The following is a 25612-nucleotide window of genomic DNA, read 5'->3' on the forward strand; positions in this document are numbered from 1 at the left end:
ATGAAAGTATTAAATGAAATTTTAATTTTACAACGAATCATTTTTCAAAAATAAAGATATTATGGCGATTATTATAACAGACGAATGCATTAATTGTGATGCCTGCATATCAGAATGTCCAAACAATGCAATTTATGAACCTGATCAAGAATGGTCCTATTCTGACGAAACAGCCTTAACTGGCATGGTATCATTACCAAGTGGGGAAGAAGTGGATGCCGATGCTGAAAACGAACCAATATCGGATGAGTTCTATTTTATTGTACCTGGAAAGTGTACCGAGTGTAAAGGATTCCACGAAGAACCGCAATGCGCTTCAGTTTGTCCCGTAGATTGTTGTGTCCCAGATGAAGATCACGTAGAATCTGAAGAAGAACTATTAGCAAAAAAGGCTTGGTTACACGCTGAATAAATATGTTCTCTTACCCCTTGAACTGTAATTTGTTCAATTAATTTAGAATGAGCACACCCTTCTAGTGAGTTGGGTGTGTTTTTGTATACATCCACTGTTCAGGACTTTCCCTATGTTTCATATTTTTAATTCTGATCTTATTTAAACCCCAAATTGATTAACCCCTACTACATGATCAACCCATCCATATTCCTATGGATGCATTTTTTCAAAAGATATTTCCACTTTTAACAGGAGTTCCTATTTCTAAAATAGATGCGCACCACCCGTTTAAAACAGCTATCCTAAAAGATACCTGACATATGTCATAGTATTTAAATGCTATAATAGTTACTTTTCGACACAATTTATTAAAGTGTAATATCATGGAAGCAAAAACCAAAAAGTTAATATGCGATGCCAACGAAGCGGTAGCGAGAATAGCCCACAAAACAAATGAAGTTTGTGCCATTTACCCCATAACACCGGCCTCTCCAATGGGAGAACATGTCGATGTTTTTAGCGCAAACGGCAAAACAAATATATGGGGAAACATTCCAAGAATTGTTGAAATGCAAAGTGAAGGTGGTGCCTCAGGCGCCGTTCATGGATCATTGCAAGGGGGTGCATTAACGACCACATTTACCGCCTCTCAAGGGCTTTTATTAATGATTCCCAATATGTATAAAATTGCAGGTGAATTATTGCCAACGGTTATTCATGTAGCCGCAAGGACTATAGCCACCCATGCTCTTTCCATTTTTGGAGATCATTCGGATGTTATGGCTACACGACAAACCGGGTTTTCCATGCTTTTTGGGGGGTCGGTACAAGAGGCCCAAGATTTGGCTTTAATTGCCCAAGTAGCTACCCTAAAAACCAGAGTCCCATTCTTAAACATATTTGATGGTTTTAGAACGTCTCATGAAATATCAAAAATTGATGCCATTTCAGATGATACAATTACTTCCATGATGCCTGAAGAAGATATTCTAAAACATAAAAAACGATCTTTAGACCCTGATAATCCTGTAATACGTGGCACATCACAAAATCCAGATGTTTTCTTCCAAGCTCGGGAAGCAGCGAATGGTCATTACAATAAAGTACCCGGCATTGTAGAGGATACTATGGATGAGTTTTACAAACAAACGGGAAGACGTTATAGTCTATTTTACTATTTGGGTCATCCAGAAGCAGAAAAAATTATTATTATCATGGGCTCCGGCCAAGGTCCGGTTATTGAGACCATAGATGCCCTGGTTAAAAAGGGCGAAAAAGTTGGAGCCATTATCGTACGCTTATTTAGGCCATTTTCCATAAGCCACTTTATTGAGGCGTTGCCAAAAACCGTTAAAAAAGTGGCCGTAATGGACAGAACTAAAGAGCCGGGCAGCATAGGAGAACCCCTTTACCAGGATGTTATTACGGCCTTTAATGAAAGTGATCGTGCAATGCCAACCATAGTTGGCGGCCGCTATGGGTTGTCTTCTAAAGAGTTTGATCCGGCAATGGTTAAAGCTATATTGGATAACTTAGACCTCGATCAACCTAAAAATCACTTCACCGTTGGGATTAATGATGATGTTTCCCATACCAGTTTAGAGATTGGTGAGCGGTTTAAAACCTCTAAAAACACCTTTAACTGTATGTTCTTTGGATTGGGATCTGATGGTACTGTGGGAGCCAATAAAAATTCGATTAAAATCATTGGTGAAACTACAGATAATTATGTTCAGGGCTACTTTGTTTATGACTCTAAAAAAGCAGGTGCACAGACGGTTTCTCATTTACGTTTTGGCCCAGATCCAATTTATTCAACTTACCTTATCCATAAGGCCAATTTTGTAGCATGTCATCAGTTTAATTTTATTGAAAAGTATGACATTCTTAACCATGTTAAAAAAGGCGGGACCTTTTTGTTAAATTCACCATATGATAAGGATACCATTTGGGATAAACTTCCAAAATTAATGCAGGAAGAGATCATAAAAAATAACTTAGAGTTTTATGTGATAGACGCCTCAAAAGTAGCCCAAGACGCTAAATTAGGGAAACGGACCAATACGGTTTTACAAACCTGTTTCTTTGCAATTTCAGGGGTTTTACCTAAAGATGAGGCAATCCAGAAAATTAAAGATGCTATTGTAAAATCTTATTCAAAAAAAGGAGAAAAAGTCGTTCAAATGAATTTTAACGCAGTTGATAAATCTTTAGAAAATCTCCAAAAAGTAGACTATCCAAAACAAATTACCAGCAATGACGAATTAAAACCAATAATGACCGGTTCGGACGATCCTTTTGTTAAAGAGGTATTAGGTAAGATTTTAGCAGGTAAAGGTGACGAATTACCCGTTAGCGCATTCAGCATTGACGGCACGTTCCCAACAGGGACCACCCAATTTGAAAAACGTGGTATCGCAGATTTCGTTCCAGTTTGGGACGATGAAACCCTGTGTACCCAATGTAACAAATGTGTAGTTATTTGTCCGCATGCAGCTATCAGGGCGAAGGTAGTTTCCAATGATGAACTAATAAGCATGCCATCTACTTTAAAAGCTGTTCCCGCGAAAGGCAGACCTTTTAACAGTGAAACTGAATCTTATATTCTACAAGTCTCTCCACAGGATTGCACCGGTTGTGATCTTTGCGTAGCGGTTTGTCCGGCAGTAAGCAAGGAGAACCCAGACCTTAAATCCATTAATATGCATAAGAAATTGGAGGTAGAATTAAATGAAAATGTCAATTGGGACTTTTTTATCAACCTTCCGGATTATAATAGGTCTGAATTGCAGATTACTAACATTAAAGGATCGCAGTTTCTTGAACCCTTATTTGAGTTTTCAGGAGCCTGTTCAGGTTGTGGTGAAACACCTTATATTAAAATGTTAACTCAATTATATGGTGATAGTATATTAATTGCAAACGCCACAGGATGCTCGTCAATTTATGGAGGCAATTTGCCAACCACACCTTACAAAAAGAATGCTTTTGGTAGAGGTCCTGCTTGGGCCAATTCACTTTTTGAAGACAACGCTGAATTTGGTTTGGGTATGAAACTGGCCTTATCAAAAAAACAGGAAGTCGCCATAAAACTGTTAAAAGGACTCGAAAGTGAAATTGGTGTTGAAATGGTTGATTCCATTTTAAACAATCCTGAACAAACCGAGGCTGAAAAGGCAGAAAACTTTGAAAATTTAAACCAGCTCAAAGCCAAGTTGGCTACTATTAACAGTCCAGATGCGAAAAAACTATCACAATTGGCAGATCATTTACGCAAGAAATCCGTTTGGATTCTTGGTGGTGACGGCTGGGCCTATGATATTGGCTACGGTGGCGTTGACCATGTATTAGCCTCAGGTGAAAATATCAATATTATGGTATTGGATACCGAAATTTACTCCAATACAGGTGGACAAACTTCTAAAGCAACACCGCTTGGTGCAAGTGCCAAATTTTCAGTGTCCGGCAAACGTACAGGCAAGAAAAATTTAGCCTTACAAGCAATTTCGTATGGAAATGTGTATGTCGCACAGGTTGCTATAGGGGCAAAGGATCTGCAAACTTTAAAAGCAATTGAGGAAGCAGAAGCATATGATGGTCCATCACTTATTATTGCTTACTCGCATTGTGGAGATCATGGATATAATCTTAGAGATGCAGCAGATCATCAGGATATGGCAGTAAAAACAGGATATTGGCCCTTGTTTAGATTTGACCCTTCAAAACCCAAAGGCAAGAAGTTTAAACTGGATTCAAAGGCCCCTGAAGCTCCTTTAGAAGAGTTTATGTATACTGAAACGCGCTTTTCCAGAGTTGTCAAGGATAATGCGGAATTAGGAGCTGATCTTCTTAAGCAAGCACAGGAAGAAGTAGACACCAAATGGGAGCGATTAGAACTTTACAGAAACCTTTAATGATTAACTGAAGGTCTTATCTATTGGATATCATATGGATTAACTAATCCAGTACCCTTAGTAACCGGGTTCTGGATTAGTTCAATTCTTAAATTTAAATATTATGAAAAATCAATCTACCCAATTATTTGAAAAAGCGTTTAAGAACCTTACCGAGGCCAATAAGGAGCTATACAGACCAGAAGAAGATATTATTGCATATTCCATTTGTAAAAACTCACAAATGGCAATTATGAATTTTTTAAAAGGTTATTTATCTAAGAGGGGGGTTAACCCAGACGCTTACAAAACCATTGATCAACTGTTTGATAAATGTAAAACTTTAAATAAAAATTTCGAAAAGATAGACTTGTCTAATTTGAATTGCACGAATCATGAAATTGATTCCAGATATTGTCATGAAGTGTCTAAAATTAATACCTGCTTTGCAACTGCAAATAACTTATATGCCTTTTTAAAGGACGAAAAAGAGTTAACGTCCTAAACCCCAATATTAATCACCTGCTCAATTTGCGGTGCATATTTTTTAATAGTCATTTCTACACCGGACTTTAATGTCATTTGATTGACACTACAGCCAACACAGGCTCCGGTGAGTTGGACCTTAACCAACTTATCATCTTCGATGGATAATAAAGAAATATCCCCACCATCGCTTTGCAGAAAAGGACGGATTTCGTCAAGGGCCTTTTCTATATTTACTCTAAGTTCTTCTGTAGTCATGACCTATTTTTTAACCGCCGAGCAACCAGCCATTGTTGTTATTTTTATCGCTTCAGTAGGTGGTAGATTATCGTTTCTCCTAACCACTTCCTGTACTACATTTTTAGTTAAACTTTCAAAGGCATTTTCCGTTGACGTAGCTGTTTGTAGCGCCGCAGGCCGACCAATATCTCCGGCCTCCCTGATGCTCTGAACTAAAGGAATTTCACCTAGAAAAGGGACGTCCAAATCTTCCGATAGATTTTTAGCTCCTTCTTTTCCAAAAATATAATATTTATTGTCCGGCAATTCTTCAGGAGTAAAATAGGCCATATTTTCAATTAACCCCAATACGGGTACATTTATACTATCTTGCTGAAACATAGCGACTCCTTTTTTGGCATCTGCCAATGCCACATTCTGAGGGGTACTTACCACTACAGCCCCCGTAATGGGAAGAGCCTGCATAATACTTAAATGAATATCTCCTGTACCTGGAGGTAAATCTATAAGTAAGAAATCCAACTCGCCCCAATGTGCATCAAAAATCATTTGATTCAATGCTTTAGCAGCCATAGGACCACGCCAAACTACTGCTTGGTTGGGTTGGGTAAAAAATCCGATAGATAACATTTTTACGCCATAATTTTCAATGGGTTTCATTTTAGATTTACCATCAATATTTACCGCTAAAGGCCTTTCTGCTTCAACATCAAACATGATTGGCATTGAAGGCCCATAAATATCGGCATCTAAAACACCTACTTTGAAGCCCATTTTAGATAATGTAACGGCTAAATTAGCGGTTATTGTAGACTTCCCTACGCCTCCCTTTCCCGATGCGACAGCTATTATATTCTGAATACCGGCAATTGGTTTCCCTTTAATGACATTAGCTTTAGGTTGACTAGGAGCGTCAACTTTAACATTAACAGTTATTTTAGCTTTCTCGTATACCAGCTCATGAATAGTCTTTAAAATATCAACCTCAGTACGTTTTTTGGCCTGCAAACTAGGGTTCTTTATAGTAATGTCTACCACTACCTCATCACCAAAAACAATCACGTTTTTTACTGCGCCACTTTCTACCATGTTCTGTCCTTCTCCAGGTACTGTAATAGTTTCTAATGCCTTTAATATGTCTTGTTTGTTAAGTTTCATGTGTTTTATTAAGAATCATTCTAAAATGCAAAGATATGTAATAAAGCTGTAAGACAGAAGGTTAAAGTTAGAAGTTTTATTTATGCTGATATTTGAGAATTTTATAAAAATTTGAACCTCATTACAATTCCTTAGAAGGATCCCAAAAAACTTTATCGAAATTTTGAATCTGGTTATCAGAAACATGAAGGCCCTCACTTTCTAAAAGCTGCTGCATCAAATGGGTTCCACTAAAGTGGTGTTTACCTGTAAGTATCCCTTTTCTATTCACTACACGATGGGCTGGAACATCTTTTTCTGAAGAATCATTCATTGCATACCCTACCATACGTGCACTTCTAGCGGCTCCGAGATATTTTGCTATGGCACCGTAACTTGTCACCCTGCCATAAGGTATCTGTTGGGCCACTTCATATACTTTTTCGAAGAAATTTAAAGTCTCCTCCTTCATGAACTCAAATCCTTTATGATATTAATTAGGGTAACAAGGGATATGATACCAGTAATAGATCCAATAATATAATTCATGCTTTTCTGTGATGTGAAAGATTTGCTCTTTATTTTATCAAAGAAAAAAATGTACATATATAACATAACAAAGGTTCCCGTTGCGGCACCCGAAACGTAAGACACGATACTTATTTTATCGAATTCAAGCCATCCAACGGATGCTAAGGTAATGGTCATGTAAGCTTGGAAAGGAATGGGAAATACGTTAAGGGCGGACAAAAATATTCCATGAAAAAGCCTACTATGCTTACTTCTTATTTTTGGCTTTAAACTATGTTGAGGTTTCGATTTTGAAATGAATAAAAAGTAAACGGTAATCAATACAAAAACAACAAATGCCACTCGCTGCAAAATTTCAATAACTTCGACATGATTACTTAAATAGCGTGCAAAAATGGCAGCAATATAAGTCTGAGCAAAAACAGTGATACAAGCGCCAATGGAAAACATAATACCACTAATATGTCCATCTTTCAAACTAATCTTAGCAGCGGTCATATTTAAAAGGCCAGGGGGAATAACCCCAATAAGTGCAATAACGAGTCCTAAAAAGAATGTAATAGTAATATCCAACTTAGTTGAGTTTAAATCTAATATAGGTAATTGGTTTTTGTTGTTCCAAATACTGCAATTCATAAAAGGTTTTAATACCCGTCACTTCGGGAGGGCTGCCTTCTAATTTATAAATATCGTGATTCGCATAAAGAACTTCATGTCCCATTCCATGCAAAAGGCCAAGTGTATAACCGTGCATATATTCACTATCGGTTTTTAAATGAACGATGCCCTCGGGTTTAAGTATGGTTTTATATCGACTTAAGAATTGAATATTTGTTAATCGATGTTTGGTACGCTTGTATTTTATTTGAGGATCCGGAAAGGTAATCCAAATTTCATCAACTTCATTTTTAGCAAAGGCATGTTCTATGAGCTCTATTTGTGAACGCAAAAATGCAACGTTCGGTATGCGTTCTTCTATCGCTGTTTTGGCTCCTCTCCAAAAACGAGCTCCCTTTATATCAATGCCTATAAAATTTCTATTGGGGTATTGCCTTGCTAAAGCAACCGCATATTCCCCTTTACCACAGCCAAGTTCCAAAACCAACGGATTATCATTTTCAAAAACCTCGTTCCGCCATTGTCCTTTTAAAGGATATTTTTTTTTAACCAATTCATCTCGAGTTGGTTGAAACACATTGGAGAATGAATCGTTTTCTATAAATCGTTTTAACTTATTTTTACTACCCACTAATGATTTTGTAATTTAATTATTTGGTAAAATTAAGGAAATATGTGAGAGTGTTAATATATCTATATTTGAATTTAATTGTAATTTTTACATGAGGGATTGAGCGAAACGCGTTTTGCTTTTTTGGGCGATTGGTGAAAGCCCAAACTTGATGCCATTTTACCGGGAGAGACAAGCGAAACCAGAACTATGAAAAAACGAATTTTAGTAGCGCCTTTAAATTGGGGACTGGGACATGCCACTCGAACCATCCCTATTGTTCATGCCTTAATTGAAGAGGGCTTTGAACCTATTATTGCCAGCGATGGTGACGCTTTATTACTTTTAAAAAAGGAATTCCCAAACCTAACTTCTCTTGAGTTACCCTCCTATCATGTGAGTTATCCTAAAAATGGGAGGTATTTTAAGATTAAGGTTTTAATGGATTCACCTAAATTATTGAGCGCCATTAAAGCCGAAAAAAAAATTACTCAAACAATAATAAGAAAACATAATATTTGGGGAATTATTTCGGATAATAGGCTAGGCGTATACCATGAAAAACTACCATCTGTAATCATAACACATCAAGTTAATGTATTAAGTGGCTGTACCACTTGGCTAACTTCAAAATTACATCAAAGTTTTATTAAAAAATTCAATGAATGTTGGATTCCCGATATGAAAGGAGCCTTAAATTTAAGCGGCGAACTTGGTCATATAACATCTTTTAAAATTCCCATAAAATATATTGGCCCGTTAAGTAGATTTGCGAAAATTCAGACGCCCATTAAAAATGATTTATTAGTTTTAATTTCCGGACCTGAACCACAACGCACCCTTCTTGAAAAGAAATTGTTAACTGAACTAAAAACGCATTCGGGTAAAATAGTTTTTGTTAGAGGGATCGTTGAAGCTGAGCAATCCATACAAACTATAAACCAAATGACGATTTATAATTTTATGACCGCCCGTCTACTGGAAAAGACGATTAATGAGAGTGCTTTAATACTTTCTAGGTCTGGATATACTACGATTATGGATTTATCTAAGTTGAATAAAAAAGCGTTTTTCATCCCAACGCCTGGTCAATTTGAACAAGAATATTTAGCCAAAAGACTGGCAGAACAAGGGTTAGCGCCCTATTGTTTACAATCGGAATTCACATCACACAAACTAAGAGAAGTCCACCAATACAAGGGACTTCAGTTTGAATTTCCAAAAACCAATTATGGAGAATTATTTAATAGCCTTTTCCAAGGTAAATGAAAATTCACTTCCCACACCGATTTCGCTTTCAACGTAAATCTTTTCGTTATGGGCTTCAATAATATGTTTTACAATTGACAGCCCTAAACCAGATCCTCCTTCATTGCGGGAGCCACTTTTATCTACCCGATAAAACCTTTCAAACAATCGTGGTAAATGGCTTTTGGCAATCCCTTCACCATTATCGGTTACACGCACAATGACCTTGTTCTTTATTAGATTTTCAATACTAACTTCAGTAGTACCCTTCTCTTGACCATATTTTATTGAATTCACTATAAGGTTTGTTAACACTTGTTGGATTCGTTCCTTATCTGCATTAACAAGAATTGGTTTTTTATAATCAATATCAAATGTCAATGTTATTTTTTTCTTAGCGGCACGCATTTCGAACATGTCGAAGACATTTTTAACCAATTCAACAATATCAAAAACATCCATATTTAGACTAAGGTCACCTATTTCCAATTTGGTAATCATATCTAAATCCTTCACAATGTACACCAGTCGTTCTACCCCTTTACTGGCTCGCTTTAAATATTTCTGGTTTACTTTTTTATCGTTAATTGCACCATCTAATAGTGTCAGAATATAGCCTTGTACAGTAAACAATGGCGTTTTTAGTTCGTGGGACACATTCCCGAAAAATTCTTTCCTATATTGCTCCCTGACCTTAAGGGTTTCAATTTCTAACTTTTTATCTCTGGCAAATTTATCTATTTCTTTGGTTAAGGTGCCCATATCGGTAGTAATGGCCTCTCGATGGATACTTGCGGATTCTAATAATGTAAGGTCGTCGTAAATTTGTTTGACACGCCTGTAAATTAACCGTTCAATTCGAAATTGAATTAAAACAAAAGATAAGGTATAACTTACTACTAAAATAAAACCCAACAAAACCCAATTCAATTCAAAAAAATAATATAAAAAAACACTCGTTATGAGTGTTAATAACAGTGCAATATAAAGCGATGTTTTTGCCGAAAACCTGTACGGTTTTTTTAATTTAACTTGCATTAATCTACAAACTTATAACCAACTCCTTTTACTGTTTTAAAACTATCATCACCGATTTTTTCTCTTAGTTTCCTTATGTGTACGTCAATAGTTCTTCCTCCCACAACAACTTCATTACCCCAAACTTTGTCCAAAATTTCATCTCGCTTAAATACTTTTCCGGGTTTTGAAGTCAACAAAGATAACAATTCAAATTCTTTTCTTGGTAAAATTATTTCTTCTCCTTTCAAGCTTATTTTATATTCATCTCTATCTATTACTAAATTTCCAATTTTAAGTTTATTGTCCTTTTCTTCTTGCTTAAATCGTCTTAATAATGCCTTTACTTTACTCACCAAAACCTTAGGTTTTATAGGCTTTGTAATATAATCATCAGCTCCAGCATCAAAACCGGCTACCTGAGAATAATCTTCTCCTCGAGCAGTTAAAAAAGTAATGATTGTATCTTTTAAATTGGGGATTTTCCTTATTTGTTCGCAAGCTTCAATACCATCCATCTCCGGCATCATTACGTCCAAAATAATTAAATGGGGCTGATCTTTTTTGGCTTTCTTCACAGCTTCTATACCATTTTCGGCAGTCAAAATTTGATACCCTTCATTGGATAAATTATAACTCACGATTTCGAGAATATCCGGTTCATCATCGACCAATAGAATTTTAATGTCTTTTTTATCCATCCCAATAGAATAAAATTTCTTTACAATATTATGAGTAAAGATAAGACTAATCTATAAACTTATAAAAAATTAAAAACATATAACATTATAGTAACATCCTAGTTACGCAGGGTTAACCTTTAGCTAATTTTATGAAATCTTTTTTTTAATAATTGGTATAACTTTTGATTATTATTTACTAAATTTAACATACTAAAATCCTACTATGGCAAAAAACTACGCATTAACCCTTTCCCTTTTTTTAATTATTGCCTTTGCTCCCAGAGTTTATGCACAGGATATTGCACAGCAAAAAATAGAACATTTGTCTATATATCCCAATCCTGTGAACAGTAACAGACAAGTTATTTATGTTACCTCAAAACTAAATATGATCAAACATATAGAATTCTTTAATGCTATTGGCAAAAAAATATATGCCACTACCATAACAGGTAAAGAGTTAAACATTTCCCCCCTAACAACAGGCGTTTATTTTTTAAAAATTACCGAAAACAACATTACTGAAACTCGAAAATTAGTGATTAAATAAATTTGGGATTTTATTCATCACAGCCATTAAAGTGTTTCCAATGGTAACGCCTTTTTTATTTTATATACTTTTGTTCTCTGAATTCATGTAATTTTTAATGCTAGATTCCAAAGCCATTTTTAACATAAAAACCCATGAAGAGTTTAAAAGCTTTGCACTTAAAGTTTTTGAATTTCAATTCGAAAATAATCGTGTTTATCGCTCATTTTGTGATTTATTAAACATTCATCCCAGCGAAGTGACATGTATTAAGGACATTCCTTTTTTGCCCATTCAGTTCTTTAAATCGCACGTCGTTATAAGTTCAAAACATCATGTTGAAAAAACGTTTATTAGCTCCGGAACTACACATACTAAAACAAGTAAGCATTATGTAACCGACTTAGAGCTATACCGACAAAGTTTTGAGAGAACCTTTGAAAGGTTTTATGGTAACATTAAGGATTATGTAATTTTAGCTCTTTTACCATCTTATCTTGAACGCGAAGGGTCTTCTTTGATTTATATGGTCGACCATTTGATTAAACAATCCAATCAGCCTGAGAGTGGATTTTATTTAAATAATCTACCAGAACTAAAGGATACTTTACTTGCCTTAGACGCTCGGAATACTAGAGTATTGCTAATTGGAGTTTCTTTTGCTTTGTTGGATTTGGCAGAACACTATCCATTATCTTTAAAACATGTGATAATCATGGAAACCGGAGGTATGAAAGGAAGACGAAAGGAGTTGATTAGAAATGACCTTCACAAGATATTAAAAAATGGATTTGGAGTTAACACCATACATAGTGAATATGGTATGACTGAACTTTTAAGCCAGGCCTATTCTCATGGGGACGGTATATTTACGTGTCCCCCCTGGATGCAGGTTCTCGCGCGAGATCCGGAGGATGCCTTAACCATCCAAAAAAACGGTGTCGTGGGTGGTATTAATGTAATTGATTTGGCAAACATAAATTCCTGTGCTTTCATTGCCACTCAGGATTTAGGTCGCGTATTTTCCAATGGCACATTTGAAATTATCGGCCGATTTGACCATGCAGACATAAGAGGTTGTAATCTTATGGTTCTTTAATTGTGCATGTTACCTAAATTTAGTTTAAAATAAATCCCCTCTGTAATCTTTAAAACCTTCGAACGACTTAGATATGAGTTCATTATCATGAAACTTGTGAATTTTTTATTTGTACTGCTTAGTATACCTGCTCTATGTCAGACCTTAGATTACAATTCCAAAAAGGGACTTGCCGTAGAGGGGTACGATGTAGTGTCTTATTTTAACAATGAACCTAAAAAAGGCTTAAAAAAATTGGCCATTCATGTTGATAACATAACCTATTTATTTTCTTCAAAGGAAAACCTTATAACTTTTAGGGACAATCCCGAAAAATATATGCCACAATACGGAGGTTATTGTGCCTATGCAGTAGCTTTGAAAGGGAAAAAAGTTTCCATTGACCCAAAAACTTATAAAATTATCCATGACAAACTTTATTTATTTTACAAGGCATGGGGGGCAAATACACTTGACTTATGGAATGAAGAAAATGAGGAGATCGTGCTTAATAAAGGTGACAAAAACTGGCGTATAATACAATTTAAAAAATAAGATTATGGGGCTAAGTAAGTTTTATATGAACTCTACGTCCAAAGAAATAAGCTAAGAAAAAGAAAAGTTTTTTAGTTAATTGGTTGGTTAACAAAAGACCCAATGTTATTATATTGGGTCTTTTATCATTTAACTGCTAAAACGAAATAATTCTTCTTACCACGTTGTAATAATACAAACTTATTATTTATTAAATCAGCAGTAGAAATGGTAAAGCCCTCGCCTACTTTTTTCTTATTTACAGCAATAGAATTTTCCTTTAATGCCCGACGGGCTTCTCCATTGGATTTTAAAAACCCCCCTTTTTCAGCCAAGGCGGCAATAATATCCAATCCATTTTCAATTTCGGATGCGGGAATTTCAGTTTGTGGAACACCATCAAAAACATCTAAAAAAGTTTGAATATTTAATTGTCTTAAATCATCACTTGTAGATTTTCCAAACAAAATATTGCTTGCCTTAATAGCATTATTTAAATCATCTTTAGAATGCACTAAGGTTGTTATTTCTTCTGCCAAACACCTTTGGAGTACCCTTAAATGAGGGGCTTCCTTATGTTGTTTAATTACATCCTTTATCTCTTCCTCATTTAAAAACGTAAAAATCTTAATATATTTTTCGGCATCTTCATCACTCGAGTTTAACCAATATTGATAGAATTTATATGGTGACGTTCTATTAGCGTCCAACCATACGTTTCCTCCTTCGGATTTTCCAAACTTTGAACCATCGGATTTAGTTATTAGAGGGCAGGTAATCGCAAAGCCTTTACCATTACCTATACGCCTAATCAATTCGGTACCGGTAGTGATGTTACCCCATTGGTCACTACCTCCCATTTGCAGCGTGCAATTCTTGGTTCTGTACAGGTGAAGAAAATCATACCCTTGTACCAATTGATATGTAAATTCTGTAAAACTCATGCCTTCTGAAGCATCAATAGATGAAATTCTGTTTTTCACGGAATCTTTGGCCATCATATAGTTTACGGTAATATGTTTACCAACATCGCGAATAAAATCTAAAAAGGAAAAGTCCTTCATCCAGTCGTAATTGTTTACTAAAACAGCTGCATTTTTTGCTTCACTTTCAAAATCCAAAAAATGGGCCAACTGTATTTTTATAGATTCCTGATTATGGCGTAATGTTTTTTCATCTAATAAATTACGTTCATTCGATTTACCTGAAGGGTCACCTATCATTCCTGTCGCACCACCAATTAAAGCAATAGGTTGATGTCCACAACGCTGGTAGTGTGCCAGTAACATAATAGGAACCAAATTACCGATATGTAAAGAATCTGCCGTTGGATCAAATCCTACGTAAGCAGAGCGCATGCTTTCCATTAAGTGCTCTTCCGCCCCTGGCATAACGGTATGTATCATACCTCGCCATGTTAATTCTTCCACAAAATTCTTCATGATAAACCTTAATTTTTGCTAAACTAGGGCAAATATAAAAATACGCTAATAATTACTATTGTATTCTTAATATTTCTTTACTTTAGTTGCATGATTTTAGTAACTGGGGGTACTGGATTAGTTGGGGCACATCTCCTTTACAGGCTGGTTGAAGACAACAAGCAAGTAAAGGCTATTTATCGTAGTGAAAGTTCACTTAAAAATGTTAGACAGGTCTTTTCTACTTATACTGATGATAGCGATTTGCTATTGAATAAAATTATTTGGATTGAGGCAGATTTACTTGATATTCCATCGTTAACCACAGCGTTTAGCGGTGTAACAATGGTTTATCATTGCGCTGCTTTTGTGTCTTTTGATCCCAGAAAGTATTACCAATTACGTCGGATAAATATTGAGGGTACGGCCAATGTTGTAAACATTTGTTTGGAGCAGCAAATCAACAAACTGTGCTATGTAAGTTCTATCTCGACATTAGGAATTACTACGAACGGTGAGCCTATAACTGAAAATTCATTTTGGAATCCCGAAGAAGACAATAGCTTTTATGGTATTACCAAATATGGTGCTGAAATGGAGGTTTGGAGGGGATCACAAGAAGGCTTAAGTGTTGTCATAGTAAATCCAGGGGTTATCTTAGGTCCTGGCATTTGGGATAATGGAACCGGAAGTTTGTTTAAAAAAGCACGTAAAGGAATTCCGTTTTATTCTAAGGGTACTATTGCCCTAATAAATGTAAAAGACGTAGTAACTATTATGATACGCCTCATGCAAAGTAGCATCCAAAACGATCGCTTTATTTTGGTGGCTGAAAATTGGTCATACAAACGTTTTTTGAAGAGTTTGTCGGTATCGGTTAACCAAAAACCCCCTGAAAGAACTGCATCGGCATTGCTTTTAAACTTAGCCTGGAAATTGGATTGGCTAATCCATATATTAACCAAAAAACCAAGAACCCTAACCAAGCAAATCGTTAAAGCACTTCAAAAAGAAAAGCTTTACAGCAGTGCAAAAATTGAAAGGGCCCTAGATTATTCCTTTGAACCTATTGACCAAACAATTTCCACTATTGGCCATCATTATCTGAGACAGGATCAATAAGTCCTTCTTTTTTAATTTTTTCCGACAGGTATATTTCTGTCAGAGAATCATTTTTACGAATTGCACCAATAGAGTCCAAGCTTTTCTTTAAATTCAAGGAGTCCCTCTTTACTAAAGCCTTTAAGGAGTCTTGCTCTTGTTTTATTTTTAATTCCTTTTCTTCTAAATCTTTGTATAGGTTTTTTAGTGCATCCAAACTATCCTTAACCTTTGCGTAAATGTCATCATAAATTTCGATATGGTAAACATAATATTCATTACTAAGAGCAAACTGCAAACTATCTATATTGTATTTGTTATAAATGTATTCTTCTTTGTGCGCTATATTGTTATCCAGTGTTCTTTTATTTACCCCGGTTGCAGACGCCATGAGCCTAATATCAATTAAAATATTGATCATCTTTTCCTTAGGAATTAAATTCTTAGGCTTTGGTGGATTTTTAAGTTTATAGCAACCCACTAAAAAAAAGGTGAACATCAATACTAAAATGCCTCTTACTATCATCTATTAAAAGTTAATCGCTTTGCAGCACTTGTATTAAAAAACTTAAAGTTATTGTAGACCAAGGTACCATTTAAAAAGGTATGGGTTATTCTGGACTTAAACGTGGTCCCTTCAAAAGGGGACCACCCGCATTTATATAAAATATTGTCTTTCTTAACCGTCCATGGATTATTCAAATCTATTAATACCAAATCTGCAAAATAACCTTCTTTTATAAATCCACGCTTTTCGATTTGAAACAAAATGGCGGGGTTATGACACATTTTTTCAACAATTTTTTCAATTGAGATTTTGTCTTGATGGTACATTTCCAGAATTGCGGGTAAGGCATGCTGCACTAACGGACCCCCAGAAGGCGCTTTGGTATAATTATTTTGTTTTTCCTTTAAAGTATGAGGCGCATGATCAGTGGCGATGACATCAATTCGATCGTTTAATAACGCTTCTAAAAGTTTTTTTCTGTCGGTTTTAGTTTTTATAGCTGGATTCCATTTGATCAAAGTCCCCTTTTTTTCGTAATCTTCATCCGAAAACCACAAATGGTGAACGCAAACTTCAGACGTAATTTTTTTATCTTTTAAAGGAATTTTATTCGTGAATAATTGGGTCTCCTTGCCTGTTGATAAATGAAAAACGTGTAATCTGGCCCCTGTTTTTTTAGCCAGTTCTATTGCCTTTGAAGACGATATATAACAGGCCTCTTCACTTCTTATGATAGGATGCCTACCAATTGGGATATCGTCTCCATATTTTTCTATATCCTTTTTAAGGTTTTGTTTTATGGTTGTTTCATCTTCGCAATGTACCGATATGATCATATTGGTGCTTTTAAAAATCTTTTCCAATACCTCAGGATCGTCTACCAACATGTTCCCTGTTGAAGACCCTAAAAATAACTTTAATCCAGCAACTGTTTTGGTATCAACCTTTAGGATTTCATCTAAGTTATTATTGGTCCCGCCAAACATAAAAGAATAATTTGCAAATGAGGTTTTAGAAGCAATTTCAAATTTTTCCTCTAACTTTTCAACAGTTGTGGTTTGTGGTTTAGTATTAGGCATTTCAATAAATGAGGTGATACCTCCGGCAATAGCAGCCTTGGACTCAGATGCGATATCCGCCTTGTGTGTAAGACCCGGTTGCCTAAAATGCACCTGATCGTCTATTACACCCGGCATCAATAATTTACCCTCTGCGTCAATTACAACGACATCCGAAGATTTCGCACTAATAGATTCGTCAATTTGTTCTATGTATTCCCCTTTTATTAATAGGTCTCCTTTAAAAATAGTTCCTTCATTCGCAATTCTTGCATTTTTTATCAATGTTGTCTTCATAGCCGTAACTTGTTTACTTTTTAAATAAACTTTTAATCTTCATTGAAATGACACCAAAAATAGCTTCAGATATAATCCCAGAGCTCAATTTGGATTCACCCTTTGTCCTGTCTGTAAAAATTACCGGGACCTCAATAATTTTAAATCCTTTTAAGTAGGCCTTAAATTTCATCTCAATTTGAAACGCATAGCCAATAAATTTAATGGTATCTAAATTTAAAGCCTCCAATACCCTTCTTTTATAACACACAAATCCAGCAGTGGTGTCGTGTATTTTCATTCCCGTAATAATCCGCACATAAATAGAAGCCAAATAAGACATAAGCACCCTGCTTAAAGGCCAGTTAACTACATTTACACCCCTTATATAACGGGATCCAATGGACAAATCAGCCCCCTCAACATGACAAGCATTATAAAGCTTAATTAAATCGTCTGGATTATGGGAAAAATCGGCATCCATTTCAAATATATAGTCATAATGCTTATTCAAACACCAGTGAAATCCATGAATATATGCGGTTCCTAAACCTGACTTTTCCATACGGGATTCCAAAAACAAGCGATCCGGGAATTCTAATTGTAATTCCTTGACCTTCAAGCCTGTTAAATCAGGTGAGTTATCATCAACGATTAAAATGTGTATGTCCTCCGACTGTGACAATACGGCCTTAACGATAGACTCAATATTCTCTATTTCATTATATGTTGGAATAATGACAATAGCATTATGCATCATTAATAGCTTATAGTTTTTAGCAAATGTACGGTATTAGCCTTTTATTTATTTTAAATATTCCTTAATAATTAGGCAGGTATTGAATAATTATAATAATTTTATTCCATGATTCGTGAAGTGTCTTCAAATGAGCTATTTACTCTATTATTGGTTTGCTGCTTACTCATAGTTGCACTTGCCAAACTTGTTTCTGTTAAGCGCTTCAATGACTTCATTTATATGTTCACCAACTCAAAATACCTTAAAATTTATGCCCGTGATCAGAAATTTTTAGATAAGTTTGATGCTCTTTTGTTTGTTAACTTAATTATATCCGCAGGTGTTTTTATAATTCTTGTCTTTCAACTTTACAATCAAACTAATGGCCTTTATATCAATCTTTTGTTTAAAATAACCGTTGGCATCGGTTCATTTTTCTTGATAAAGGTTTTAATTGAGCGCCTGGTGGGTAGTCTTTTTGAAATCGATACTTTAATAGACACCTATCTCTTTCAAAAAATATCCTATAAAAATTATTTGGGCCTAATATTGCTCCCCATAAATGCCATTTTAATTTATAGTTTTGAACCTTCTGCGGTTCATTTTTACATAGCATTTGGCATTTTGTTTACTGTGAATATTGCAGGGTTAATTACTTCATTTAAACGACATCAAAGTTTAATAAAAAACAATTTTTTCTATTTTATTTTGTATCTTTGCGCTCTTGAAATAGCACCCTATGTTATTTTATATAAGGTTTTTATTTTAGATTAAAGAAAGAACAAACTACTTGTGCATATGAAAGTGAAAACGATTTTGGTTTCACAACCAGAACCTAAAATAGAGAATTCTCCATACTTCGATTTAATAGAAAAGCAAAAGGTAAAAATAGATTTTAGACCCTTTATTCATGTTGAAGGAGTTTCGGCAAAAGAAGTTAGACATCAAAAAGTAGACTTAAACCATTATTCGGCAATAATTTTAACTAGTAGAAATGCCGTAGATCATTTTTTTAGAGTTGCAGAAGAAATGCGTTTTAAGGTTCCAGATACCATGAAATATTTCTGTCAGTCTGAAGCAGTAGCCTATTATCTTCAAAAATATGTGGTATATAGAAAACGTAAAATATATGTTGGGAAACGTACCTTTGCTGAGCTTTCTCCCTTAATAAAGAAGTATAAGGACGAGAAATTCTTATTACCTAATACGGATAAAATTAAACCGGAAGTTCCTGAAACCATGGATGCCTTAGGAGTGAACTGGAAACAAGCCACCTTTTACAAAACAGTAGTTAGTGATCTTTCGGATTTAGCGGATGTATATTATGATGTTTTGGTTTTCTTTAGTCCATCTGGTATCGAATCGTTATTTCAAAATTTTCCGGATTTCAAACAAAATGATACACGAATTGCTGTATTTGGAAACACCACGATAAAGGCTGTTAAAGAAAAGGGGTTGCGCGTTGATATTGAAGCACCAACACCCGAAACACCATCTATGACTATGGCTTTGGAAAAATACATTGAAAAAGTAAACAAGGGGAGATAAAGTTCAATTGCAACCAATTAAAAGGGGTGAGTTAAATAGCATCCCTTTCTTTTTTAAAATGCATACCGTTGTGGTCCCCCTCGTCGAATTTCTTCACTGCAATGGGCTTCAAACTTTTTAAAGTTTTCACGGAAGGCATTGGTTAATTTAAATGCTGTTTTATAATAGGCATCATCGTCATTCCATGTTGCTCGAGGACTGAGTACGCTTGTTGGCACTCCAGGACAACTTCTAGGCTGTGCTACCCCAAATACAGAATGAATGTGGTAATCGTCATAATTGTATAAGCCCAGGTCTCCGTTTAAAACCGCATTAATCATGGCGCGTGTATATTTTAATTCCATACGCTTTCCAATACCATAAGGTCCTCCTGTCCATCCTGTATTTACCAACCACACGTTTACTCCCGCTTCTATCATTTTATTACTCAACATTTCGGCATATTTTGCAGGGTGTAATGGCATAAAAGGAGCTCCAAAACAAGCCGAAAACGAGGGCTGTGGCACTACCACACCTGCTTCAGTTCCCGCTACTTTTGCCGTATAACCAGATATAAAGTGGTAGGCAGCCTGACTAGGTGTCAATTTAGATATTGGTGGAATTACTCCAAAAGCATCGGCCGTTAAAAAGAAAATATTCTTAGGATTTTTGCCTATTGAAGGCATTTGAATATTTTCAATATGATATATGGGGTAACTCACCCTAGTATTTTGCGTTATTGAAGTATTGCCAAAATCCACATGACCCTCCTTATCTAAGACGACATTTTCTAAAATCGCTCCCTTTTTTATCGCATCATATATTTCAGGTTCATTCGCTCTGGATAGGTTAATTACTTTCGCATAACATCCCCCCTCAAAATTAAAAATGGTATTCTCTTTGGTCCAACCATGTTCATCATCGCCAATTAGGCTTCGGTTAGCATCTGTGGACAATGTGGTTTTACCTGTACCGGATAAACCAAAAAAAATAGCGGTATCCCCTTCTTTCCCAACATTTGCGCTACAGTGCATTGGTAAAGTTTCCTTAAAGACCGGAAGTATAAAATTCAAAGCAGAAAATATACCTTTTTTAATTTCACCGGTGTATCCCGTACCTCCTATTAGAGCTAATTTTCTAGAGAAATTTAAAATCGCAAAATTATGCTGACGTGTACCATCTTCTTGCGCATCTGCCATAAACCCCGGGGCATTAATCACAGTCCATTCAGGAGAAAAATGGTCTAACTCCTCTTCCTTTGGACGTAAAAACATGTTATATACAAACTGATTACTCCAAGGATATTCATTTATTACACGAATATTTAAACGATAATGGTCATCCGCACAAGCATAACAATCCCTCACAAAAAGGGACTTACCGCCAAGATAGTCTGTAACCTTATTATAAAGCTTATCGAATTTTTTAGAATCAAAAGGAATGTTCACATCACCCCACCATATCTTGTCTTCAGTAATATCATCTTTTACAATAAATCGATCTTTTGGGGAGCGTCCTGTAAATTCACCTGTATTAACCGACAATGCCCCAGAAGAAGCTTCTACACCTTGTCCAGTTTCTATCGCAATATCATGAAGACGTTCTGGTGATAACTGATAATTAACATTTGCATGTTTTATACCATAGTGTTCCAACGAAATTGATTTTGTTGGTGAGCCGGAGTTTTCCATATTCTGCTCTAAAATTATTTATATCGCAAAAATAAGACAATTATTTTAAATTTTTTAACGTTTTTGTGTGTTTTTGACTTAACTTTTTGATAAATTAATAATTAATACAAGCCACCCTAAAATTAATAAGAGGCCTCCTAGAGGTGTAATAAAGGCTATGGATTTAAAATTAAATAAAGTTAATGTATTTGTTGCCAATGCATAAATAGATCCAGAAAATAGCAACACGCCAGAAAGTACAAGATATAATATGCTCTTCTTCGATTTAAAAGAAATGGCTTCAGAGTGCCCTACAAATAGTAAAAATAAGGCATGATACATTTGATAGCGAACTCCTGTTTCGAATGACTGTTGCGCTTCAACAGAAATCAACTCCTTAAGGGCATGGGCGCCTAATGCTCCAATAATAACACCGGTTAGTCCCATAATACCGGCAACAATTAATATTTTTCTATTCATATTTAATTATTCACAATAAATACTTCTTTTTTTTGTTAATTTCGTAAAACAAAATGGTTAAAACTTCGGTTAGGTCGGTTTGTAAAAGCAAAATTAATCAACCTCAGTTAATATGCGCAAAATTTTAGTTATTGGTTCCGGTAAATCTACGTCTTTCCTTCTAAAATATTTAATGGATAAATCGATTGAGGAAAATTTATTTATTACCGTTGGTGACCTTAATATTGAAAATGCACAAAAGGTCATCAATAACCATCCCAATACCAAAGCCATAGCATTGGATATCTTGGATGGCTTATCACGATCCAAGGCTATAAAAAATGCGGATATCGTAGTATCCATGTTGCCCGCACGGCTTCATATAAACGTGGCCAGAGATTGTATTCAGTACAAAAAGCATATGGTTACAGCCTCTTATGTTAGCCCTGAAATGCAAGCTTTGGACGACAGCGCCAAAGCCAACAGCATTATACTTATGAATGAAATTGGCGTTGACCCCGGTATAGATCATATGAGTGCCATGCAAGCTCTGGATCGTATCCGCTCACAGGGAGGGAAAATTATCCTATTTGAATCCTTTACTGGTGGTTTGATTGCACCGGAAAGCGACACTAATTTATGGAACTATAAATTCACTTGGAATCCAAGAAATGTGGTGCTTGCGGGTCAAGGGGGTGCTGCAAAATTTTTACAAGAAGGGACTTTCAAATATATCCCGTACCACAGATTATTCAGGCGCACTGAATTTTTGGAAGTTGATGGCTTTGGGAGATTTGAAGCCTATGCTAATCGCGACTCCCTAAAATACCAAAGTGCTTATGGATTGGATAATATAAGAACCTTGTACCGAGGTACAATGAGACGAGTAGGCTTCAGCAGGGCATGGAATATTTTTGTTGTTTTGGGCATGACGGACGACAGCTATACTATTGAAGATAGTGAAAATATGAGCTATCGTGATTTTATTAACGCCTTCCTACCCTACCACCACAACGATTCTGTAGAGTTGAAACTACGACATGCCTTAAAAATAGATCAGGATGATATTGTCTGGGACAAGCTTCAGGAACTCGATATTTTCAATGCCCTTAAAAAAGTAGAATTAAAAAATGCCACACCGGCCAAAATCTTAGAAAAAATCCTCACCGAAAAATGGACGCTTGATGAAAAGGATAAGGATATGATTGTGATGTATCATAAATTTGGTTATGAGTTAAATGGATTAAAAAAACAAATCGATTCCAATATGGTGGTTTTAGGTGAAAATCAAACCTATACAGCGATGGCTAAAACCGTAGGGTTACCTGTTGCCATGGCCACTTTAGCCATTTTAAATGGACACATTAAAACACCAGGTGTTCATATTCCAATTACCAAAGAAGTGTATCAACCCATTTTAAAAGAACTCAAAAATTTTGGTATTGTATTTAAAGAGAAAGAAGTGCCTTATTTGGGCTATAATCCATTAAATAATTAATGATCCCTGTCTTCTAGGGATAGCATAGTCATTATAATTACAAATTAAAAGTAAATTCCTAATTTTATCTTTCAAATCAATAACATCCATGAGACAAAAGACTAAATCCATTACCATTGATGGCATCGACAAAAAAATACTCCGTATGCTAATGAAAGAGGCGCGCACCCCTATTTTGGAGGTAGCCCGAAATGTTGGAATTTCAGGTGCTGCCATTCATCAAAGGTTACGGAAACTGGAAAAGGCAAAACTTATTTCTGGATCACAACTCATTGTTAATCCTGAAGTCCTAGGGTATACAACTTGTGCTTTTGTAGGGGTTTACTTGGACAAGGAAGGAGATACTCACACCATAATTAAGTTGCTCCATCGTATTCCTGAAGTATTGGAATGTCACTACACTTCAGGCCATTGGAACCTGTTTTTAAAGGTGCTTTGCATAAATAATGACCATCTCATTCAGCTTCTGAATAGTTTACAGGAAATTGGCGGTGTTTTTAGAACAGAATCCTTAATATCACTTAATCAAGAGATTGATCGACAGGTAAAGGTTTAAAGGGTTACATAATTCTTTAAGAGAAAATCTTTTACTTATGCCCAAGTTTATGGTTTGTGATAAAAATTCTATCACCATCAATAAGGATAAACGACAACGCGTCAACACCCTTTTAGGTTTATTCGTTTTGAAAAATAACTTTATATCATTTTCATTAACCAGGTACGTACATCAACTTCCTGTTTAATAATATGACGCAAATCTTCAATTTTAACACGCTCTTGTTCCATGGAATCTCTATGGCGGATGGTCACCTTATTATCCGTCAAAGAGTCATGATCTACGGTAATACAAAACGGAGTTCCAACGGCATCCTGCCTTCTGTAACGACGTCCTACAGCATCCTTTTCATCATAATCCACACTAAAATCCCACTTTAAATCTTCTACAATTTGTCGTGCAATTTCTGGAAGCCCATCTTTTTTTACCAATGGTAACACTGCAGCCTTTACAGGGGCTAACACGCTGGGCAATCTCAGAACAATGCGGCTTGTTCCATTCTCTAATTCCTCTTCCTGTAAGGCATTTGAAAACACGGCCAAAAACATACGGTCCAATCCTATTGAAGTTTCCAACACATATGGAACATAGCTTTTATTTTCTTCGGGATCAAAATATTGTAGTTTTTTACCGGAGTATTTTTCATGTTGACTCAAATCGAAATCAGTACGTGAGTGAATGCCTTCCAATTCCTTAAACCCAAACGGGAATTTAAACTCAATATCAGCAGCAGCATCAGCATAATGTGCTAATTTTTCATGATCATGAAAACGATAGTTTTCCGCTCCCATACCCAAACTTAAATGCCACTTCAGTCTGGTTTCCTTCCAGTGTTCATACCATTTCTGTTGTGTCCCGGGTTTGATAAAAAACTGCATTTCCATTTGTTCAAACTCACGCATTCTAAAAATAAACTGCCTGGCGACAATTTCATTTCTAAACGCTTTTCCAGTTTGCGCTATACCAAACGGAATCTTCAAACGACCTGTTTTCTGAACATTTAAAAAGTTAACAAAAATACCTTGTGCTGTTTCAGGACGCAAGTATAAATCCATAGCATTATCCGCTGAAGCCCCTAATTTAGTAGCAAACATGAGGTTAAATTGCTTAACATCGGTCCAGTTTTTACTTCCTGTTAAAGGGTCTGCAATTTCCAACTCTTCAATAAGTGCTTTAACGTCTGCCAAATCTTCAATCTCCAGAGACTTAGCCATACGAGACAAGGTCCTGGAAATTTTCTCTTGATACCCTAAAACCCTTGGGTTGGTAGACAGAAACTCATCTTTATTGAACGCATCACCAAATCGTTTTGCCGCTTTCGATACTTCTTTCTCGATTTTTGATTCAATTTTTGCGCAATAGTCTTCAATTAAAACATCTGCACGATAGCGTTTTTTGGAATCCTTATTATCTATTAAAGGATCATTAAACGCATCAACATGTCCGGAAGCTTTCCAAGTGGTTGGGTGCATAAAAATAGCAGCATCGATACCCACAATATTCTCATTCATTTGTACCATGGCCTTCCACCAGTAGTCACGAATGTTCTTCTTTAACTCAGCTCCATTTTGCGCATAATCGTATACTGCGCTTAAACCATCATATATTTCACTACTCTGGAACACATACCCATATTCCTTCGCATGAGAGATTACTCTCTTAAATGTATCATCTTGATTTGCCATAAGTGCAAAAATATAAAACAGCCACAAACTTAATGCGTTCTGTATTGAAATTTGCAACAAATTCACTAATAAATATCTATATTCGTGTTACTGTGTTTAATTTTTGATTTTTATCT

26 protein-coding genes are annotated in these 25612 nt (G+C 35.7%); 12 read left to right on the forward strand and 14 right to left on the reverse strand.

Annotated elements, in window-relative coordinates; all coding sequences use genetic code 11:
• Positions 1-61 precede the first annotated feature (61 nt).
• From MR054_RS03010 to MR054_RS03020, 3 genes are all read left to right on the forward strand, one after another.
• On the forward strand, positions 62-412 hold the full coding sequence (locus MR054_RS03010; protein WP_242084130.1) for a 4Fe-4S binding protein: 351 nt from the start codon (positions 62-64) through the stop codon (positions 410-412).
• A gap of 365 nt (positions 413-777) precedes the next feature.
• Complete coding sequence (nifJ, locus tag MR054_RS03015) at positions 778-4308, forward strand: pyruvate:ferredoxin (flavodoxin) oxidoreductase (RefSeq protein WP_242156092.1); 3531 nt, start codon at positions 778-780, stop codon at positions 4306-4308.
• 103 nt (positions 4309-4411) lie between these two features.
• Positions 4412-4792, forward strand: a complete 381-nt coding sequence (locus MR054_RS03020; RefSeq protein WP_242156094.1) for a HEPN domain-containing protein — start codon at positions 4412-4414, stop codon at positions 4790-4792.
• Here the strand turns inward: MR054_RS03020 and MR054_RS03025 are convergent.
• From MR054_RS03025 to trmB, 5 genes are all read right to left on the reverse strand, one after another.
• Positions 4789-5031, reverse strand: a complete 243-nt coding sequence (locus MR054_RS03025; protein WP_242084126.1) for a NifU family protein — start codon at positions 5029-5031, stop codon at positions 4789-4791. The genes MR054_RS03020 and MR054_RS03025 overlap by 4 nt on opposite strands.
• A 3-nt stretch (positions 5032-5034) precedes the next feature.
• On the reverse strand, positions 5035-6171 hold the full coding sequence (locus MR054_RS03030) for an Mrp/NBP35 family ATP-binding protein (RefSeq protein ID WP_242084125.1): 1137 nt from the start codon (positions 6169-6171) through the stop codon (positions 5035-5037).
• Positions 6172-6292: 121 nt separating this feature from the next.
• Positions 6293-6622, reverse strand: coding sequence for an MGMT family protein (locus MR054_RS03035; protein ID WP_242084124.1), 330 nt, complete (start codon positions 6620-6622; stop codon positions 6293-6295).
• On the reverse strand, positions 6619-7254 hold the full coding sequence (locus MR054_RS03040; protein WP_242156096.1) for a LysE family transporter: 636 nt from the start codon (positions 7252-7254) through the stop codon (positions 6619-6621). Before MR054_RS03040 ends, MR054_RS03035 begins: the two co-directional genes overlap by 4 nt.
• A 1-nt stretch (position 7255) precedes the next feature.
• Positions 7256-7930, reverse strand: coding sequence for a tRNA (guanosine(46)-N7)-methyltransferase TrmB (gene trmB / locus MR054_RS03045; RefSeq protein WP_242156098.1), 675 nt, complete (start codon positions 7928-7930; stop codon positions 7256-7258).
• 189 nt (positions 7931-8119) lie between these two features.
• Here trmB and MR054_RS03050 point away from each other — a divergent pair, with 189 nt between their 5' ends.
• Positions 8120-9178 (forward strand): glycosyltransferase, encoded by a 1059-nt coding sequence (locus MR054_RS03050; protein WP_242156100.1) that lies wholly within the window; start codon positions 8120-8122, stop codon positions 9176-9178.
• On the opposite strand, the gene MR054_RS03055 is transcribed toward MR054_RS03050, so the two are convergent.
• Both MR054_RS03055 and MR054_RS03060 read right to left on the reverse strand, forming a co-directional pair.
• On the reverse strand, positions 9149-10195 hold the full coding sequence (locus MR054_RS03055; protein ID WP_242156101.1) for a sensor histidine kinase: 1047 nt from the start codon (positions 10193-10195) through the stop codon (positions 9149-9151). The two genes, MR054_RS03050 and MR054_RS03055, sit on opposite strands and share 30 nt — an antisense overlap.
• Entirely contained in the window at positions 10195-10875 is a 681-nt protein-coding gene (locus MR054_RS03060) for a response regulator transcription factor (RefSeq protein ID WP_242084116.1), read from the reverse strand. The genes MR054_RS03055 and MR054_RS03060 overlap by 1 nt, the downstream gene beginning before the upstream one ends.
• Before the next feature lie 205 nt (positions 10876-11080).
• Here MR054_RS03060 and MR054_RS03065 point away from each other — a divergent pair, with 205 nt between their 5' ends.
• The 3 genes from MR054_RS03065 to MR054_RS03075 all read left to right on the forward strand — a co-directional run bounded on the left by MR054_RS03065 (position 11081) and on the right by MR054_RS03075 (position 13019).
• Positions 11081-11407 carry a T9SS type A sorting domain-containing protein gene (locus MR054_RS03065; RefSeq protein WP_242084114.1) on the forward strand — a complete coding sequence of 109 codons (327 nt, stop codon included), beginning with the start codon at positions 11081-11083 and terminating at the stop codon, positions 11405-11407.
• 97 nt (positions 11408-11504) lie between these two features.
• Positions 11505-12485, forward strand: coding sequence for a LuxE/PaaK family acyltransferase (locus tag MR054_RS03070; protein ID WP_242156107.1), 981 nt, complete (start codon positions 11505-11507; stop codon positions 12483-12485).
• Positions 12486-12572: 87 nt separating this feature from the next.
• Positions 12573-13019, forward strand: coding sequence for a YHS domain-containing (seleno)protein (locus MR054_RS03075; RefSeq protein WP_242156109.1), 447 nt, complete (start codon positions 12573-12575; stop codon positions 13017-13019).
• Between the two features lie 125 nt (positions 13020-13144).
• Here MR054_RS03075 and tyrS read toward each other — a convergent pair whose 3' ends face one another.
• Positions 13145-14443 (reverse strand): tyrosine--tRNA ligase, encoded by a 1299-nt coding sequence (gene tyrS, locus MR054_RS03080; protein ID WP_242156357.1) that lies wholly within the window; start codon positions 14441-14443, stop codon positions 13145-13147.
• 87 nt (positions 14444-14530) lie between these two features.
• Here tyrS and MR054_RS03085 point away from each other — a divergent pair, with 87 nt between their 5' ends.
• Positions 14531-15541, forward strand: a complete 1011-nt coding sequence (locus MR054_RS03085) for an NAD-dependent epimerase/dehydratase family protein (RefSeq protein ID WP_242156111.1) — start codon at positions 14531-14533, stop codon at positions 15539-15541.
• Here the strand turns inward: MR054_RS03085 and MR054_RS03090 are convergent.
• The 3 genes from MR054_RS03090 to MR054_RS03100 are packed head-to-tail and all read right to left on the reverse strand — an operon-like array spanning position 15507 to position 18119.
• Positions 15507-16046 carry a DUF4296 domain-containing protein gene (locus tag MR054_RS03090; RefSeq protein ID WP_242156114.1) on the reverse strand — a complete coding sequence of 180 codons (540 nt, stop codon included), beginning with the start codon at positions 16044-16046 and terminating at the stop codon, positions 15507-15509. The genes MR054_RS03085 and MR054_RS03090 overlap by 35 nt on opposite strands.
• Entirely contained in the window at positions 16043-17383 is a 1341-nt protein-coding gene (locus MR054_RS03095) for a dihydroorotase (RefSeq protein ID WP_242156118.1), read from the reverse strand. Before MR054_RS03095 ends, MR054_RS03090 begins: the two co-directional genes overlap by 4 nt.
• A 13-nt stretch (positions 17384-17396) precedes the next feature.
• Entirely contained in the window at positions 17397-18119 is a 723-nt protein-coding gene (locus MR054_RS03100; RefSeq protein WP_242156358.1) for a polyprenol monophosphomannose synthase, read from the reverse strand.
• A 108-nt stretch (positions 18120-18227) separates the two neighbouring features.
• On the opposite strand from MR054_RS03100, the gene MR054_RS03105 reads away from it, so the two are divergent.
• Complete coding sequence (locus tag MR054_RS03105; RefSeq protein WP_242156120.1) at positions 18228-18875, forward strand: DUF4271 domain-containing protein; 648 nt, start codon at positions 18228-18230, stop codon at positions 18873-18875.
• Positions 18876-18899: 24 nt separating this feature from the next.
• Positions 18900-19649 (forward strand): uroporphyrinogen-III synthase, encoded by a 750-nt coding sequence (locus MR054_RS03110; protein WP_242084104.1) that lies wholly within the window; start codon positions 18900-18902, stop codon positions 19647-19649.
• A 53-nt stretch (positions 19650-19702) separates the two neighbouring features.
• Here MR054_RS03110 and pckA read toward each other — a convergent pair whose 3' ends face one another.
• Both pckA and MR054_RS03120 read right to left on the reverse strand, forming a co-directional pair.
• Positions 19703-21319 carry a phosphoenolpyruvate carboxykinase (ATP) gene (pckA, locus tag MR054_RS03115; RefSeq protein ID WP_242156122.1) on the reverse strand — a complete coding sequence of 539 codons (1617 nt, stop codon included), beginning with the start codon at positions 21317-21319 and terminating at the stop codon, positions 19703-19705.
• A 78-nt stretch (positions 21320-21397) separates the two neighbouring features.
• Entirely contained in the window at positions 21398-21778 is a 381-nt protein-coding gene (locus tag MR054_RS03120) for a DUF423 domain-containing protein (RefSeq protein ID WP_242084102.1), read from the reverse strand.
• A gap of 112 nt (positions 21779-21890) precedes the next feature.
• Here MR054_RS03120 and MR054_RS03125 point away from each other — a divergent pair, with 112 nt between their 5' ends.
• Together MR054_RS03125 and MR054_RS03130 are read left to right on the forward strand one after the other, a co-directional pair.
• A complete protein-coding gene (locus tag MR054_RS03125; protein WP_242156124.1) occupies positions 21891-23255 on the forward strand; it encodes a saccharopine dehydrogenase family protein in 1365 nt (454 codons plus the stop codon).
• A gap of 88 nt (positions 23256-23343) precedes the next feature.
• Positions 23344-23811: an Lrp/AsnC ligand binding domain-containing protein gene (locus MR054_RS03130; protein WP_242156127.1), complete on the forward strand. Its 468-nt coding sequence runs from the start codon at positions 23344-23346 to the stop codon at positions 23809-23811.
• A 140-nt stretch (positions 23812-23951) separates the two neighbouring features.
• Here MR054_RS03130 and MR054_RS03135 read toward each other — a convergent pair whose 3' ends face one another.
• Entirely contained in the window at positions 23952-25496 is a 1545-nt protein-coding gene (locus tag MR054_RS03135; protein ID WP_242156129.1) for a glycine--tRNA ligase, read from the reverse strand.
• Between the last annotated feature and the right edge of the window lie 116 nt (positions 25497-25612).

This window comes from Aestuariivivens sediminis, assembly GCF_022662105.1.
Classification (GTDB): Bacteria; Bacteroidota; Bacteroidia; order Flavobacteriales; family Flavobacteriaceae; genus Aestuariivivens; species Aestuariivivens sediminis.